Source organism: Glutamicibacter sp. (genome assembly GCF_050701915.1).
In the GTDB taxonomy this organism is placed as follows: domain Bacteria; phylum Actinomycetota; class Actinomycetes; order Actinomycetales; family Micrococcaceae; genus Glutamicibacter.
On the sequence record NZ_JBOGEG010000008.1, the window covers coordinates 64029 to 79758 of the forward strand.

Annotated in this window: 17 protein-coding genes, 3 tRNA genes and 1 riboswitch; of the genes, 4 read left to right on the top strand and 16 right to left on the bottom strand. The window is 58.2% G+C overall.

What is annotated here, in order from left to right; translation table 11 throughout:
* Nucleotides 1-4: 4 nt before the first annotated feature.
* Genes ACRDT3_RS07560 through ACRDT3_RS07570 form a run of 3 tightly spaced genes read right to left on the bottom strand, consistent with a single transcriptional unit; the run spans nt 5 to nt 1598 of the window.
* Nucleotides 5-649, bottom strand: coding sequence for an anthranilate synthase component II (locus tag ACRDT3_RS07560; protein ID WP_431492394.1), 645 nt, complete (start codon nt 647-649; stop codon nt 5-7).
* Nucleotides 646-816, bottom strand: coding sequence for a hypothetical protein (locus ACRDT3_RS07565; protein WP_013347422.1), 171 nt, complete (start codon nt 814-816; stop codon nt 646-648). The genes ACRDT3_RS07560 and ACRDT3_RS07565 overlap by 4 nt, the downstream gene beginning before the upstream one ends.
* 8 nt (nt 817-824) lie before the next feature.
* Nucleotides 825-1598: a class E sortase gene (locus ACRDT3_RS07570; protein WP_431492395.1), complete on the bottom strand. Its 774-nt coding sequence runs from the start codon at nt 1596-1598 to the stop codon at nt 825-827.
* A gap of 221 nt (nt 1599-1819) precedes the next feature.
* On the opposite strand from ACRDT3_RS07570, the gene ACRDT3_RS07575 reads away from it, so the two are divergent.
* Nucleotides 1820-2077 carry a cell division protein CrgA gene (locus ACRDT3_RS07575; RefSeq protein ID WP_431492396.1) on the top strand — a complete coding sequence of 86 codons (258 nt, stop codon included), beginning with the start codon at nt 1820-1822 and terminating at the stop codon, nt 2075-2077.
* A 61-nt stretch (nt 2078-2138) separates the two neighbouring features.
* Here the strand turns inward: ACRDT3_RS07575 and ACRDT3_RS07580 are convergent, their stop codons facing one another.
* Together ACRDT3_RS07580 and ACRDT3_RS07585 are read right to left on the bottom strand one after the other, a co-directional pair.
* On the bottom strand, nt 2139-2456 hold the full coding sequence (locus ACRDT3_RS07580) for a DMT family transporter (protein WP_431492397.1): 318 nt from the start codon (nt 2454-2456) through the stop codon (nt 2139-2141).
* A gap of 11 nt (nt 2457-2467) precedes the next feature.
* Nucleotides 2468-2533, bottom strand: a riboswitch (guanidine-III (ykkC-III) riboswitch).
* A gap of 5 nt (nt 2534-2538) precedes the next feature.
* On the bottom strand, nt 2539-3411 hold the full coding sequence (locus ACRDT3_RS07585; protein WP_431492398.1) for an ArgP/LysG family DNA-binding transcriptional regulator: 873 nt from the start codon (nt 3409-3411) through the stop codon (nt 2539-2541).
* A gap of 97 nt (nt 3412-3508) precedes the next feature.
* Here ACRDT3_RS07585 and ACRDT3_RS07590 point away from each other — a divergent pair, with 97 nt between their 5' ends.
* Nucleotides 3509-4111: a LysE/ArgO family amino acid transporter gene (locus tag ACRDT3_RS07590; RefSeq protein ID WP_431492399.1), complete on the top strand. Its 603-nt coding sequence runs from the start codon at nt 3509-3511 to the stop codon at nt 4109-4111.
* Nucleotides 4112-4593: 482 nt separating this feature from the next.
* Here ACRDT3_RS07590 and ACRDT3_RS07595 read toward each other — a convergent pair whose 3' ends face one another.
* Both ACRDT3_RS07595 and ACRDT3_RS07600 read right to left on the bottom strand, forming a co-directional pair.
* A complete protein-coding gene (locus ACRDT3_RS07595) occupies nt 4594-5313 on the bottom strand; it encodes a rhomboid family intramembrane serine protease (protein WP_431492400.1) in 720 nt (239 codons plus the stop codon).
* 237 nt (nt 5314-5550) lie between these two features.
* Nucleotides 5551-6096, bottom strand: coding sequence for a peptidylprolyl isomerase (locus ACRDT3_RS07600; protein WP_105658683.1), 546 nt, complete (start codon nt 6094-6096; stop codon nt 5551-5553).
* A 170-nt stretch (nt 6097-6266) separates the two neighbouring features.
* Between ACRDT3_RS07600 and ACRDT3_RS07605 the strand changes: the two genes are divergently transcribed.
* Nucleotides 6267-6473 carry a hypothetical protein gene (locus tag ACRDT3_RS07605; RefSeq protein ID WP_431492401.1) on the top strand — a complete coding sequence of 69 codons (207 nt, stop codon included), beginning with the start codon at nt 6267-6269 and terminating at the stop codon, nt 6471-6473.
* A 6-nt stretch (nt 6474-6479) separates the two neighbouring features.
* On the opposite strand, the gene ACRDT3_RS07610 is transcribed toward ACRDT3_RS07605, so the two are convergent.
* Together ACRDT3_RS07610 and ACRDT3_RS07615 are read right to left on the bottom strand one after the other, a co-directional pair.
* Complete coding sequence (locus ACRDT3_RS07610) at nt 6480-7349, bottom strand: DMT family transporter (protein WP_431492402.1); 870 nt, start codon at nt 7347-7349, stop codon at nt 6480-6482.
* Nucleotides 7350-7479: 130 nt separating this feature from the next.
* Nucleotides 7480-8451, bottom strand: coding sequence for a bile acid:sodium symporter family protein (locus ACRDT3_RS07615; RefSeq protein WP_431492403.1), 972 nt, complete (start codon nt 8449-8451; stop codon nt 7480-7482).
* Between the two features lie 109 nt (nt 8452-8560).
* Between ACRDT3_RS07615 and ACRDT3_RS07620 the strand changes: the two genes are divergently transcribed.
* Entirely contained in the window at nt 8561-9703 is a 1143-nt protein-coding gene (locus ACRDT3_RS07620) for a glycosyltransferase family 4 protein (RefSeq protein WP_431492404.1), read from the top strand.
* Nucleotides 9704-9771: 68 nt separating this feature from the next.
* Here ACRDT3_RS07620 and ACRDT3_RS07625 read toward each other — a convergent pair.
* The 7 genes from ACRDT3_RS07625 to gyrB form a co-directional block, all read right to left on the bottom strand.
* A tRNA-Ala gene (locus ACRDT3_RS07625) sits at nt 9772-9844 on the bottom strand.
* Between the two features lie 95 nt (nt 9845-9939).
* Nucleotides 9940-10012: transfer RNA gene (locus ACRDT3_RS07630), tRNA-Ala, on the bottom strand.
* Nucleotides 10013-10019: 7 nt separating this feature from the next.
* On the bottom strand, nt 10020-10139 hold the full coding sequence (locus ACRDT3_RS07635; RefSeq protein ID WP_211286071.1) for a DLW-39 family protein: 120 nt from the start codon (nt 10137-10139) through the stop codon (nt 10020-10022).
* A 31-nt stretch (nt 10140-10170) separates the two neighbouring features.
* Nucleotides 10171-10244: transfer RNA gene (locus ACRDT3_RS07640), tRNA-Ile, on the bottom strand.
* Nucleotides 10245-10366: 122 nt separating this feature from the next.
* Nucleotides 10367-10975, bottom strand: a complete 609-nt coding sequence (locus ACRDT3_RS07645; protein WP_431492405.1) for a DUF3566 domain-containing protein — start codon at nt 10973-10975, stop codon at nt 10367-10369.
* On the bottom strand, nt 10972-13599 hold the full coding sequence (gene gyrA / locus ACRDT3_RS07650; RefSeq protein ID WP_431492406.1) for a DNA gyrase subunit A: 2628 nt from the start codon (nt 13597-13599) through the stop codon (nt 10972-10974). Before gyrA ends, ACRDT3_RS07645 begins: the two co-directional genes overlap by 4 nt.
* A gap of 58 nt (nt 13600-13657) precedes the next feature.
* Complete coding sequence (gyrB, locus tag ACRDT3_RS07655; protein WP_431492431.1) at nt 13658-15661, bottom strand: DNA topoisomerase (ATP-hydrolyzing) subunit B; 2004 nt, start codon at nt 15659-15661, stop codon at nt 13658-13660.
* Nucleotides 15662-15730: the final 69 nt, after the last annotated feature.

The following is a 15730-nucleotide window of genomic DNA, read 5'->3' on the forward strand; positions in this document are numbered from 1 at the left end:
TGGGTTATTCTCCGCTGAAGAGCGGGCTCAGGGTCGTGGCCTTCTTGGCTGCCCCCTGGAGTCCCACGAACTCCAACCAGTTGCCCAGCATCTGGTAACCCTGCTCGGTCAACACCGACTCTGGGTGGTACTGCAGGCCCCATAGTGGTGCATCGCGGTGCGCCAACCCCATAATGACTCCCCCGGCGGTAGCCGCGATGATTTCAAGCTCAGCGGGGATGCTCTCGCGTACCGCTGCCAGGGAGTGGTAGCGCGTTGCGGTGAACGGGTTGGCTACCTGGTTGAAGACCGGGTGGTTCTCATGGTTCACCAGCGAGGTCTTTCCGTGCATTAGTTCTTCGGCGTGCGTGACCGTTCCGCCATAGGCTTCAGCGAGCGCCTGGTGCCCAAGGCAGACACCGAGCATCGGCTTGCGCTGCTCCCCGCACCACTTGATCAGATCGATACTGACGCCCGCTCCTGCAGGCTCGCCTGGACCTGGGGAGATCAGCACACCGTCGTATTCCGCGGCCAGCTTGGCCGCTTCTTCAACGCTCAAATCGTCGTTGCGGTAAACGGTGGTTTCCGCGCCCAGCTCCTGCAGGTAACCCACGAGGGTGTACACAAAGCTGTCGTAATTATCGATCACAAGGATCTTGGTGCTGCTCACGGGGTGCTCTGGCCAATCGTTGAATCGGTGAATGGGCTGATGTACTGGTTCAGCCATGGGAAAACGTACATCATCAGTAATAGCACGATCGCGGCAATGAGAATCAATGCTTCAAAAATACGAAGCCACAAAGGGCCGGGCAGATTTCTAAATATCCAGGCGTACATCTCGTCTCCTAGCTCGTTGCGTCGATGACCATGTCACGGATTTCCTTCGGCGGACCGGCATCCAAAGGGCGCCAATCGGTGAGTTCCGAATACGCGATCATGCGTTGCTGGGTCGTGTACTTCGGATGGCAGGTGGTCATGGTCAAGATGGACTTCGTTGGTTCCACTCCCCACTGGTGCGGGGTGGGCAGCAGGACATCGCCATTGGATGGAGCCACAATCTCGGTGGCGTACCAGGTATAGGTGTAATACCCCTGTGCGGTCTGCAGATAGATCTTGTCGCCGTCTTGCAGCTTGTCGATATCCCAGAAGACTTGGCCATGGGTCTGGCGGTGGGCCGCAACGGCGAAGTTCCCCAGCTCCCCCGGTTGCTGCGTGGTCGGGTAATAGCCAATGCCTAGGTTATCGATCACGCGGTCTTCCACTCCGTAGGTCACCGGGTGGTGCGAGCCGCTAGCGCCGAAGCGCGGGAAATACATGATGCCGAAGGTTTCCCCGGGAGCCAGTTCCGTGACCGGAGCCGGACCGTAGTCCTTCTCCTCTTCTTCCTCGTTGCTTTCCGGCACCACGACCTCGCCAAGTTCTTGCACGAGGTTTGCGGTGACTTCCTTCTGGGCCTGCGCCGAGTCGATATTAGTCCACCACAGTTCCCACACCACATAGAGCATCAGCAGGATGCCAAGGGTAATCAGCAGTTCGCCAAAGAATCCGACAATACGGTTTCCTGCCGACGGTTGTCGGCGCTGCATGCGACGTCCCTGCGCAGTGGCGGATCGGTTCACGGCTGTCTGGCTCCTTAGGGCAAAGAAATGCGCGAAATAGGTCAACGAACGTGGGCCGATGCTGGCCAAAACCCAGAGTTCCAGCGGGTAACGGCTAGTATGGAAGCTACGTAGGAATGCACTAAGCAGTTCTCAGCATTCTTGCACCCAAGCCTACCGGGAAGACCTGAGGGTCACCCACATTTACTACATTAAGCAGATGAAGCCGAGGGAGCATTCGAGTGCCGGAGTCAAAGCCACGACGCAAGAAGAATTCACAGCCGCAGGAGACGCGTCAGAGCGCCCATGCCATCGATAAGCCGATGCCGGGCTGGTACAAGCCCGTCATGTTCGGCCTGATGCTTCTGGGCCTGGTGTGGATCATCGTATATTACGTTTCACAGACCCTGTACCCGATTCCGAATATCGGCGGATGGAACATCGTCGTCGGCTTCGGAATCGCGATGGTCGGTTTCTTCATGACAACGGGCTGGAAATAGCCGTATCGCCGGTCCCCTACTGAGAGGGGCCGGCGAAGTTGTTTAACGGCGGCTTTTGATATTAGTGGCTGACGGCTTTCAGGCCGATGATGCAGCCAACCAGGCCGAGAATAAAGACCATCTTCAGGACGCTGAAAGCTTCCTGTCCGGTTGCCATCGAATAAATGACGGCAAGCGAGGCACCTATGCCAACCCAGATGGCATACGCGGTGCCCACAGGAATTTCTTTCATGGCATAGGCCAGTCCCCCCATTGAGACAGCCAGCGCAGCGAAGAAGACGATGGTCGGAACGAGTTTGGAGAAACCCTCGCTCATGCCAAGAGCGATGGCCCATACCGCTTCAAACAATCCGGAAACGATCAAAACTCCCCAATGCATGCCAGATACTTTCTGGCCGTCTTGTCGCGCTCCGGGTACGGCTCCCTCGTCCGGGTCCAAGCAATTATTGCTGGTGACCACCTCAGGCTAGCAAATGCAGGCCATGCTGTCTCGCGGCTGTGACCAAAATTCCACCTATCCGACTGAGGATCCGTGAGTCCACAGCCCAGCGCTGAAAATACAGTGGAACATCGATAAACCATTGCTCGTTGAGTACCTGCAGCCCGTTGGCTTTCTGCAGCTGCGGTTCTGGAACCATCCCCCACCCCATCCCTGCTTCTATGGCCGCAACGAACTGCATGGAGTCTGGAACATGGTGGACCTGACCTGCCGGACGCGCTTTAGCCCCGGCAACCCGCTTGAGCATGTCGTACTGCAAGGGGTCCTCACGATCGAAGACCACCATAGGGGTGCGAACGAGCTCTTCGGCGGTTCCGGTAGGTACATGATGTTGGACCATCGAAGCTTGCGCTGCCGCGCGATAGCGCATGGCACCCAGTTTGTCGCTGATGCATCCTTGGATGTTCTCTTCCGCATTGGTGACCACGGCGCTGACGCGGCCGGTTCGAAGTAGCTCCAGTCCCCTGTTTTCATCGGTACGCACGATTTCACAGGAGAGATCATCAAATTTGGCGAGCTCGGCGAATACCGGGCCGAACCATGTGGAAAGCGAATCTGCGTTGACTCCAATGGCGATCGGGATTGGTTTTTCGGAGGCGATCTCCCGGGCGAACTCTGCACTGAGCAGTGACATCTGTCGCGCATAGCGCAGAACTTTCATTCCGTGCTCGGTGGGAAGAACCGGGCGGCTGCGCACCAGCAGGACTGCACCCAGCCGGTTCTCCAGTGCCTTGATGCGCTGGCTAACGGCCGAGGCCGTTACTCCCAGATCAATTGAGGCATCGTCGAAGCTTCCTGCATCAACTACTGCCAGCAGGGTTTCGAGGTGTTCCACATCCATATTCACATTAGGAACTCTAATCTAGATTCAGAAACTTAAGTTCGACGCGGATTAGCCAATCTCTTACAGTTTTTACATGCTCTATGGATCCTTGTTCTTCGGCTTTACCACTGGCTTGTCCCTGATCGTCGCCATTGGTGCACAAAATGCGTTTGTGCTGCGCCAAGGAATCAGGAAAGAGCATGTTTTCATCACCGCTTTGGTGTGCTCAGTATCAGACGCGATCCTGATCAGCGCCGGAGCCGGAGGCATGGGAGCACTTGTCGAGCGAGCACCCTGGCTATTGGCGATTGCACGAATTGGCGGTTTCATCTTCATGGCAAGCTACGCGATTTTCGCCTTCCGCCGAGCACTGAAGCCCGAGGCGCTGAAAGTCTCAGGACTCCCCGGTGCTACAACAACGGTTTCGATTATCGGAACGACATTAGCCCTCACCTGGCTGAATCCACATGTCTATATCGATACGGTGCTGCTTCTTGGTTCAATTGCTACTTCCCAAGCCGCAGGCGCACCTTATTTCACCACTGGTGCAATTGTTGCCAGCTTCACTTGGTTCTTCGCACTCGCCTACGCAGCGCGTTTCCTCGCCCCGCTCTTCGCCAACCCCAGGGCATGGCAGGTACTCGATGTACTTATTGGATTTGTCATGCTCATCTTTGCCAGCATGCTGATCCTGCCAGTTTTCACCAAGTAATCCACAGGCAAACACGCTTATCCACAGTCACTGTGAACAACTTTTATAAACAGTTGTTCACAAAGTTATCAACAACTGGGGAAAACTTCGGTAGAGTCGAGTGTATTTCGATAAAAATACAGGTCAGTTGGGATATTACAAATCGAAATGACATGCTTGTAAGTTATTAACACTATGGATTTCGACTGTGGATAAGAGACGAATTCACTAATTGAACCGCAATTCACACGATTCGGTTAAACTTTCGAACCCGAAGTTATTAACAGTCGGTGGATTCGTATATGCACTATCTACAGGGGTTGTTAAAAAGTTATCCACAGCTGGGGACAAAGTTGTGAGTATTGAGTACTCGAAGGCGAATATCCCTGGTATCACGGGGGAGCGGGGGCTGTTAATAACCCCTAGGCATCGATAGTTACACGCTTGTAAGTTATTAACAGTGTGGATAAGCAGTGTGGATAACCGCGTTGCCTCTTTTCGAACTATCCCAAGGGCCACTTCACAGCTTCAGTGGAGATGTAAACCGCAGCCAACAACGCAATCGACAAGGCAGTAAGCAAAAGTATCTGGGTACGCGCACGTTGTGGATTACTTCGCGGGATAAGCACAATGCAGCAGGCTGCGAGGATACCCAATATCGCTCCGCCCAGATGCCCCTGCCACGAAATGCTAGGAATAACGAAGCCGAGTACCACGTTCAGGGCAAGGATGATTCCCATAGAGCGAAGTGCCTGCTTGTTGGAACGGAACACTACGAAAGTTGCCAGGAACAGGCCTGCCAGTGCACCCGAAGCGCCGAGCGTGGCGCTCAGCGGGTTGCTCAGCAAGAGAACGCCCAGTGAGCCGCCAAAAGCGCTGAGCAGGTATAGCCAGGTGAAGCGTAGCCGTCCCATCCTCGGTTCGAGCATGGTGCCGAAGATGTAGACGCCGTACATGTTCATGGCTAGGTGCAGGAAGGAGCTCGTGGAGTGGGCAAAGGCGCTGGTGATCAGGCGCCATGGCTCATAGGCGGCCAGAGCGGGCGCAAGTACAAGCTGATTGGTGAATCCAGGGATGATCCACTGCAGCAGATACACCAGCACATTTATACCGATGAAAGTGTAGGTAATAACGGGAGCGCCGGAACGAGCCTGGCCACCGAATTGGGTCTTCTGCCGAGGCAGGTTCTTATTGGCTTGCGCGACGCAGTCTACGCATTGCACACCTACAGGTGCAGAGACCTGGCACTGCGGGCAGACCGGACGTCCACAGCGGTTACATGAAACATAGGACACCGTCTGCGGGTGTCGAAAGCACGTCGGAGTAGCTTGGCCCTCTGGGAAAACCTGTCCAAAGGACATCGGTACCTGCCTTGCGTTGGGGGAGAAGGATTAAATACTCGAGGCCCCGACAATGCCGCTAGGGAATCGTCGGAGCCTCGGGTTGGTGCGCCTGTGCTGTTACAGCGTCTCGATGTCGACCGAGTTGATAACGACGTCTTCCAGTGGCTTGTCACGGCCATCGGTAGCAACGGCGTTCAGTGCGTCAACGATCTTGCGCGAGTCAGCGTCAAGAACTTCACCGAAGATGGTGTGCTTGCCCTGCAGCCAGGTGGTAGGGACGGTGGTGATGAAGAACTGCGAACCGTTGGTTCCACGGCCCATGCGGATGCCCGCGTTGGCCATGGCCAGCTTGTAAGGCTCGTTGAAGTTCAGTTCTGGGTGGATCTCATCATCGAACTGGTAGCCTGGGCCGCCGAAGCCCTGCCCCAGTGGGTCGCCACCCTGAATCATGAAATCAGAAATGATGCGGTGGAAGATGGTTCCGCTGTACAGCGGGGTGTTGGTCTTCTTGTCACCGGATTCTGGGTGTACCCACTCCTGCTCACCGGTCGAGAGGCCAACGAAGTTCTTTACGGTCTTTGGTGCGTGGTTGCCGAAGAGATCGACAACGATATCGCCCAAAGTAGTGTGAATCGTGGCTTTATGAGTTGCGTTTGCGGTCATGCCTTCATTCTTCCATGATCTATGCTCGACCCGCTAAATGCTGACGTACGCGTTGAGAGAAAATTTGGACCATTATTTGGTTCCTTGTCCGATACTGCTGGCCACTGGGCATAGAACTGCCTAGTCTTGAACTGTCGGTTAGCGTGAATTTTTTGGATCGGGAGCAATGCATGAGCAAGAAGAGCAAAGCAGGAAAAGTACTAGCCGTTGGCTTGATTGCGGGACTTGTCGCAGTGCTGGTAGCCGTATGGAAGGCTTCGAAGCCAATTGAGGATCCATGGGAAAACGAACCACTTCCTGCACAGCCGCACCAGCCTGTTGATTCGCGAGAAGCCAGCGTGGAAGAAATCCGCGAAATCCTTGAAGATGACAAATAAAGCTGTTTAGACTTCAGCTTTTGGTTGGGCTTGCCCTCGGATCACGAGGGCAAGCCCAACGAGTATCACGGCCAATCCGGCATAGGTAGCGATAGAAACTACCTGCCCCAAGAACAATGCCGCCAGAATTGCGGCGCCAGGGATCTCGAGCAAAATCAGCGTCGAAACCGTGAGCGGACCGAGCACGCTGAGCAGATGATTCATGGCGGTATGGCCAAAGATCTGCGCGCAAAGCGTCAGCAGAATGATCGCCATCCAACCTCGAGCGTCGAAACCCCAAATCGGCGTTCCAGTCAGGAAACACAGAATCAACAACACTGCGGCGGTAATCGCATAGCAGCTCGAGGCATAAGTTGTTGTTCCCAGAGTCCTGCGAGCCACGGATCCGGCCAGCGTGTACACCGCGGCCAAGACGCCGCCGGCTAGCGCCAAGAGATCGCCAATGATGGCATCACGTCCCAGTCCCATATCGAATCCCGTGATGATAATGGCGCCAAGCAGCGCAATGCCCATGCCAAGGAAAACCTGCGTTCGATATTTGGTTCCGCGAAGAACCTGGTAAATCGCGATCCAGACACCTTGGATGCACACCAGCGCCGTTCCAGCAGCCACACTGGTCAGTCGCATCGAATACATGAAGCACACGAAATGCAATGCGAGAGCTACGCCGGCAACCCCGGTGAAGAACCATTCTCGCCCGGTCATCTGCAGATAGGCTCTGGAGTTCTTTCGCAGTGCCGGTGCGCTAAGCGCGGCCGCCGCAGCTCCATTGCGCCAAAAGGCCATAGAGAGAACCGGGACACCTGGGAAGGCGGCAATAATGGGGCCAGATGCCGAAATCCCGAGGATTCCGACCAAGGCAAGCAAGATGGTCACCAATCAAGATTACAGTTTTCCTGCACGTGGACTTCATTCGAACTTCGAAAGTGCACGATCCGGCGATCCCTTGGGGGAATCAATATATTCTCATATTGGAATATCTTCATCCATACCCCGTATTCGCGGGTTACTTCGCCTCTTTCCTCCGCCAATATGCGGCAATCAATGCCCCGGACAAATTATGCCAAACAGAGAATATAGCTCCCGGCAGCGCTGCTTCAGGCGAGAAGTATTGCTTGGCCAAGCCGCCGGCAAGACCCGAGTTCTGCATGCCGACTTCGATGGCAACTGTGCGTCGGGAATCTTCGGGGACGCGCAACAGGACACCGATGGCATATCCCAATGCCAGGCCCAGTGCATTATGCAAAACGACCGCGACCAGGACCAGCAGACCAGCGGTCAATATAGTCTGTGCACTGCCCGCTACGATGACCATCACCACGAAGGTAATGGCCAGCACCGACAGCCATGGCAGCACACCACCGATCTTGGCCACGAACCGGTTGAACAGCATGCGCAGCACGATGCCTAGGACTACAGGGATCAATACGATCTTGACGACGCTGACGGCCATGGAACCAGCATCGACCGGCATGTACTGGCCGGCCAGCCACAAGGCCAGTGCTGGGGTCAGCAGCGGTGCAAGCAAGGTCGACACCGAAGTCATGGCAACGGACAAGGCGACATTGCCTCGAGCCAGGTAGGAAACCACATTGGATGCAGTACCTCCCGGTGCACAGCCAACCAGGATCAGGCCGGCAGCCAAAGCCGGTTCAAGCTGCAGCAGGGTGGCCACCAGCCAACCCATTAATGGCATCACGATGAACTGCGCTGCGACACCGCCTAGCACCGGCAACGGGTTCTTGAACACCATGGCGAAGTCCGGCAAGGTCAGCGTCAGCCCCATGCAGAACATGATCACCATCAGCAGGGGATTTATCCATCCGGAAAGCCCCAAGAACGCCTGGGGAATGAACATTCCGCACAATCCGCCCAGCAAAATCAGTACAGGGAAGAGCAGCACCGCGACGCGGGAGTCTTTTTCGGTCTTATCGATGTTTGCCTCCACGGCGGAGGGGCGGGATTGTTCATATGGCACCTAGGTATTTTGCCACTAAATAGTTGCGCCCACAACGAGACAGCTGAAGTTAATCCACTGCCCCAGTCATATTTACTTCCGTGTCATTGACGCTAGGCATGCTGAAGATGTGAAGGTAGCAATTGTAGCTGAATCGTTCCTTCCCCATTTCAATGGGGTCACCAACTCAATCCTCAAAACGCTGGATCACCTAAGGCAGACTGGCCAGGAGGCCGTGGTCATTACCCCTGCAGGCTCGCTGGCAGGGGAACTGTCGGGCCATGGTGTGCCAAAGGTCTACCAGGGCTTCAAGATCCTCACGGTTCCTTCCATGCCTTTGGCAAGCTATCCCGAGGTTCGGGTAGCTACCACCAGCGTGAGCCGCCTGCGCAAAATGCTAGCTCGAGAGCAAGTCGACGTAGTGCATCTGGCTAGCCCGTTCATTCTTGGCTGGCAGGCGCTGCGCGCTGCGCAGGAGCTCGATTTGCCCACCGTGGCGCTGTACCAGACCGAAGTTCCCAGCTACGCGGCACGCTACAAGATGCCGTGGCTTACGCAAAGGCTCTGGGAGCACGTCAGAGCGATCCACACGGGTGCGGACCTGACTCTGGTTCCAAGTACGTTTTCCTACCGCCAGCTCGAATCTCTGGGCGTTCCGCGCCTTGCCATTTCAGGCAGGGGAGTAGACACAGCTCAGTTCACGCCAAGACGGCGCAGCGAGCAGTTCAGGCAAGCGGTCGCCCCGAATGACGAGGTGGTCATTGGCTACGTCGGCCGGCTGGCAGCAGAGAAGCAGGTCGCCGACCTGCAGGCCCTGGCAAGCCTTGAGAATACTCGGCTGGTGATTGTCGGATCCGGTCCGCTCGAGGACGAACTGCGTAGCCTGTTGCCCAACGCCCACTTCACCGGTTTCCTTTCCGGGGAACGCCTGGCCGAGGTGATGGCCTCCATGGATATTTTTGTGCATCCTGGCGCTTCAGAGACCTTCTGCCAGACCATTCAGGAGGCTATGGCCTCTGGTGTGCCCGTCGTGGCCGTAGGCCGTGGGGGACCGCTGGATCTGGTGGATTCCTCGCGCACGGGCTGGCTCTATCAGCCAGGCAACCTTGGAGAATTGCGCAGTCGCGTCAGCGACTTGGCCTATGACGATGCGAAGCGGTTGGCTTTTGCCAGCGCTGCGCATAGCAGTGTCCAGGATCGATCCTGGCACAGCATTGGCGAGCAGCTTCTTGGTCACTACGAGAATGCCCGGATGGCCCGTATCCGGCACTAGCGAAAATAGAATTTTCTTCTGGGTACGCAAAAGGCGGAAAGTTTTCACTTTCCGCCTATTGGCAAATGTGGAGCCTAGGAGAATCGAACTCCTGACATTCTGCTTGCAAAGCAGACGCTCTACCAACTGAGCTAAGGCCCCGTATTCAATTTTGAAGCTTTCACCCCAAGATCGATTCATCCGAATCAATCAAAAAGAATTAGCGGAAAGTTTTCACTTTCCGCCACTTTCTTTTGTGGAGCCTAGGAGAATCGAACTCCTGACATTCTGCTTGCAAAGCAGACGCTCTACCAACTGAGCTAAGGCCCCAAAAGCTTTAGGAAACTTTATCGGCTACCTGATGCCAGGTTTCCTTTGTTTCCGACGAAGCCTTCGCCTTCTTGACCAAGACTACTGCAGCAGTCGCGATCGATGCGAGAACCAGGAACTTTTTCATTACTCCCTCTTTCTCTCCAGCAAGGTTTCCGTGGGCGTACCAAGACTTGAACTTGGGACCTCTTCGTTATCAGCGAAGCGCTCTAACCGCCTGAGCTATACGCCCTTGCTTTTGTTTTTGTTCCCTTCGGAACGAAATAAAACTTTACCGGTGTTCTCCCAAAGATACAAATCGAGCCCGGGTGTCATGCATCACAGCATGAATCCCGGGCTCGACTTGGGGTGTTCTTAGTCGTCGGTGAGCGTCACTCCGGCTCCGCCAACCAGCGAAGCCGCAATGTTGTACAGCACCGCGCCAAGCATGGAGACCACGGAAATCACCACTACATTCACCACTGCGATGATCGTCGCGTAGGAAGCAACCTGGCCCAGCGACATGGTGTCGCGCAGATCGAAGTTGCCGTCGGCGCCGATAGCCTCGCGCATCAGCTGGTTGAACGCATCGAAGGTTCCGGTCAGGTCCAGTACAGCCCAGATACCCACGGCGGCAACCACGGTGATCACACCGAAAGCGACCGAGAGCAGGAAGGCCAGCTTCAAGACCGAGAAGGGCTCCACCTTGGAAACCAGCAGGCGGGCCTTGCGGACCTTCGCCTTAGGCGCTGGACGAACCAGGCGTTCCTGGCCATTGGCCGGACGCTGCTGGCTGGTCGGGCGCTGCGGCGCTCCAGTTGGGCGCTGGCCCGCTGGACGTGCCTGGCCTGCTGCTGGTCGTGCGCCGGCGCTAGCCGGGCGGGCGCCAGTACCGGTCGGAGCCGGACGCTTTACCTGGGTAGGTCGCGGCGCTGCGCTCTTCGGGGCACTGCCGCTGGGGCGTGGCGTCGAGGGCGTGCTCATGCGTTACCTCCGTTAGTGTTGTCATCGTTTTCAGCGCCGGAATCGGTCTCTGGCGCAGCCGATGACTCGTCGATCGTGTTTTCTGCGTCCAACGTTACGGCATTTTCCTCCAAGTTCTCCTCGAGCTCGGTCTCAGAGTTCTTGGCAACCGCAAGGATGCGGTCCTTCTTATCCGGCTTGGCGAAGATGACGCCCATCGTGTCGCGGCCCTTGGAAGGAACCTGCGAAACGGCCGAGCGGACAACCTTGCCCGAGCCCATCACTACCAAGACCTCATCGGTCTCGTCGACGATCAGTGCGCCTACCAGCTCACCGCGTTCCTCGTTGAGCTTGGCCACCTTAATGCCCAAACCACCGCGGGATTGCACACGGTATTCCTCGACGGTGGTGCGCTTGGCGTAGCCCTCGTTGGTCACGGTGAAGACGTAGGAGCCCTCGCGGACCACGTCGGCTGCCAGCAGCTCATCGTCCTCGCGGAACTTCATGCCGGTCACGCCGGAGGTTGCACGGCCCATGGGGCGCAGTGCGGTATCGGTGGCGGTAAAGCGCACCGACTGGCCCTTGCGTGAGACGAGCATCACGTCATCGGATTCGCTGACCAGCTGCGCGGAGACAAGTTCATCGCCGTCACGGAGGTTGATCGCGATGACGCCGGCGGTGCGGTTGGTGTCGTAGTCCTCCAGTCGGGTCTTCTTCACCAAACCGTTGCGGGTAGCCAGCATCAGGTAGGCCGCATCCTGGTAGGTGCGCAGGTCCAGCACCTGGGCGATGTGCTCATCTGGCTGGAAGGCCATCACGTTGGCTACGTGCTGCCCCTTGGCGTCGCGGCCGGCCTCGGCCAGCTCGTAGCACTTGGTGCGGTACACACGGCCGTGGTTGGTGAAGAACAGCAGCCAGTTGTGGGTCGAGGTGACGAAGAAGTGCTCCACCACGTCATCCCCGCGCAGGTTCGCGCCCTTGATGCCCTTGCCGCCGCGTGCCTGCGAACGGTAGTTGTCGATGCGGGTGCGCTTCACGTAGCCGCCGCGGGTGATGGTGACAACCATTTCCTCTTCAGGAATCAGGTCTTCGACGCTCATGTCGCCGTCGTAGCCCATCAGCACCTTGGTACGGCGGTCGTCGCCGTGCTTGTCGACAATCTCGCTGAGTTCTTCGGAGACGATCTGGCGCTGGCGTGCCGGATCGGCAATAATCGCCTGGAATTCGGCGATCATGCGCTCGAGCTCGGCGTGGCGGTCCTGGATCTTCTGGCGCTCCAGGGCGGCCAGGCGGCGCAGCTGCATATCGAGGATGGCGCGAGCCTGGTTCTCGTCGATGTCCAGCAGCTCCATCAGCCCGTCACGCGCCGCTTCGGTGGTAGCCGAACGGCGAATCAGGGCGATGACCTCGTCCAACGCATCCAGGGCCTTGAGCAGGCCACGCAGGATATGGGCTTCTTCCTCGGCCTTCTTCAGGCGGTATTCGGTGCGGCGGACGATCACTTCGATCTGGTGGGTGACCCAGTGGCGGATGAACCCATCCAGCGGCAGGGTGCGCGGCACGCCATCGACGATCGCGAGCATATTTGCCGAGAAGTTCGACTGCAGCTCGGTGTGCTTGTACAGGTTGTTCAGCACGACCTTGGCCACGGCATCGCGCTTGAGCACGATGACCAGGCGCTGGCCGGTGCGGCCCGAGGTCTCATCTCGCATGTCCGCGATGCCGGCGATCTTGCCGTCGCGCACCAGTTCGGCGATCTTCACCGCGAGGTTATCCGGGTTGGCCATGTATGGCAGCTCGGTGACCACCAGGCAGGTGCGTCCCTGGATTTCCTCCACGTTGACCACCGCACGCATGGTGATCGAGCCGCGGCCGGTGCGGTAGGCGTCGGCGATGCCCTTGGTGCCCAGGATCATGGCGCCGGTCGGGAAATCCGGGCCCTTCACGCGCAGCATCAGCTCGGCGAGCAGCTCCTCGCGCGTAACTTCAGGGTTCTGCAGGTACCACTGCACGCCTTCGGCGACTTCGCGCAGGTTGTGCGGCGGGATGTTGGTGGCCATGCCCACGGCAATGCCGGAGGAGCCGTTGACCAGCAGGTTCGGGAAACGAGCCGGCAGAACGGTTGGTTCCTGGTTCTTGCCGTCGTAGTTGTCCTGGAAATCAACGGTGTTCTCGTTGATGTCGCGGACCATTTCCATGGCCAGCGGCGCCATCTTGGTTTCCGTGTAACGCTGGGCGGCGGCGCCATCGTTGCCCGGGGAGCCGAAGTTGCCCTGGCCCAAGGCCAGCGGGTAGCGCATGACCCAGTCCTGGATCAGGCGAACCAGCGCATCGTAGATCGCGGTGTCGCCGTGCGGGTGGTACTGGCCCATGACTTCGCCGACCACGCGGGCGCACTTGTTGTACGAGCGCTCAGGGCGGTAGCCGCCGTCGTACATTGCGTACAGCACGCGGCGGTGCACCGGCTTCAGGCCATCGCGCACATCCGGCAGCGCACGGCCGACAATGACGGCCATGGCGTAGTCAAGGTAGGAACGCTGCATTTCGGTCTGCAGGTCGATCTGGTCGATGCGACCACCTTCATGGATCGGCTCGATGATCTCGCCGTCCATTGGTGCGTTCTCAGGGGTTTGCTCGTCGCTCAATTTCTTCCCTTACAAGTCAAAAAAGTCTTCGGTGGATATCTTCGGTGGCTGTGGCCGGCTAGATATCCAGGAAGCGCACGTCCTTGGCGTTCTGCTGGATGAAGTTTCGTCGGGATTCGACATCCTCGCCCATCAGCACGGAGAAAACCTCGTCCGCGGCTGCCGCGTCGTCCATGGTGACCTGGCGCAGCGTGCGGTGCTCCGGATCCATGGTGGTGTCCCACAGTTCCGAGTAGTCCATCTCGCCCAGGCCCTTGTAGCGCTGGATGCCGTTGTCCTTGGGCAGGCGCTTGTTGGAGGCCTGGCCGGCAAGAAGTGCCGCGTCGCGTTCCTTATCGGAGAACACGTAGTCATGGGCGGCGTTGGACCACTTGATGCGGTACAGCGGAGGGGCTGCCAGGTAGACGTAGCCGTGCTCGATCAGGGGGCGCATGAAGCGGAAGATCAGGGTCAGCAGCAGCGTGGTGATGTGCTGGCCGTCCACGTCCGCATCGGCCATCAGCACGATCTTGTGGTAGCGCAGCTTGGCCATGTCGAACTCTTCGCCGATGCCGGTGCCGAAGGCAGTGATCATCGCCTGCACTTCGGCGTTGCCCAGCGCGCGGTCCAGGCGGGCACGCTCCACGTTCAGGATCTTGCCGCGCAGCGGCAGGATGGCCTGGGTGTGCGGGTCGCGTCCGCGCTTGGCCGAGCCGCCTGCCGAGTCGCCCTCCACGATGAATACTTCGCACTCGGAAGGGTTCTTCGAGGAGCAGTCCGAGAGCTTGCCCGGCATGCCGAAGGATTCCATGGGCGACTTTCGGCGGGCATTGTCGCGGGCCTTGCGGGCGGCCATGCGGGCCTGCGAAGCCAGCTGGGCCTTGCGGATGATGTCGCGGGCCACGTTCGGGTTGCGCTCGAACCAGTCGCCCAGTTCCTCGTTGACCACTCCCTGGACGAAGCCGCGGGCCATCGAGTTGCCCAGCTTGGTCTTGGTCTGGCCCTCGAACTGGGGCTCGGAGAGCTTGACCGAGATAACTGCGGTCAGGCCTTCGCGGGCGTCCTCGCCGGTGAGGTTGTCGTCCTTCTCGCGCAGGATCTTGTTATCGCGTGCGTAGCGGTTGAGCAGGCCGGTCAGTGCCGCGCGGAAGCCCTCTTCGTGGGTGCCGCCTTCATGGGTGTTGATGGTGTTCGCGTAGGTGTGCACGGATTCGGCGTAGGCGTTGGTCCACTGCATCGCGATTTCCAGGCTGATGCCGCGGGTAGCATCCTCGGATTCGAAGGCGATGACCTCGTCGTGAACGAGTTCGATCTTCTTGGCGGCGTTCAGGTGCTTGACGTAGTCCAGCAGGCCGTCCTTGTACAGGTAGTCCACGGTGCGCGGCTTGACTACCTGGTTCTCGATTTCCTCCTCGACCTCGGCCTCAGGCTCTTCGTTGTCCTGGGCGCGCTCATCGGTGAGGGTGATGCGCAGGCCCTTGTTCAAGAAGGCCATCTGCTGGAAGCGGGCGCGCAGCGTCTCGAAATCGAATTCGGTGGTCTCGAAGATCTCCGGATCCGGGTAGAAGGTCTGGCTGGTGCCGGTCAGCTCGGTTTCTTCGCCCTTGGTCAGCTCCTGGACGGTGTGGCCGCCGTTGCCGAAGCCGATGCGCCAAGCATGGCCCTGGCGGCGCACGATGGTGTTGACCTTCTCGGACAGCGCGTTCACCACGGAGATGCCCACACCGTGCAGGCCACCGGAGACCGCGTAGCCGCCGCCGCCGAACTTGCCGCCTGCGTGCAGGATGGTCATGACAACCTCTACGGTTGGCTTGCCCTCGGTTGGGTGGATATCTACCGGAATGCCGCGGCCGTTATCTTCACAGCGCACGCCGCCATCGGCCTGCAGCGTGACGTTGATGGTGTCGCAGTAGCCAGCCAGCGCCTCATCGACGGAGTTGTCGACGACTTCGTAGACCAAGTGGTGCAGGCCTCGAGGGCCGGTGGAACCGATGTACATGCCCGGGCGTTTGCGTACCGCTTCGAGTCCTTCGAGGACGGTAATATCCTGGGCGCCGTAAGTGTGTTCGACTTTGGAAGTCATCGATTCCGCGGGGGCTTGGCTTTCAGCCGGTTCCTGCGGTGAAGCATTTTCGGTAGACACGGGTGCTAC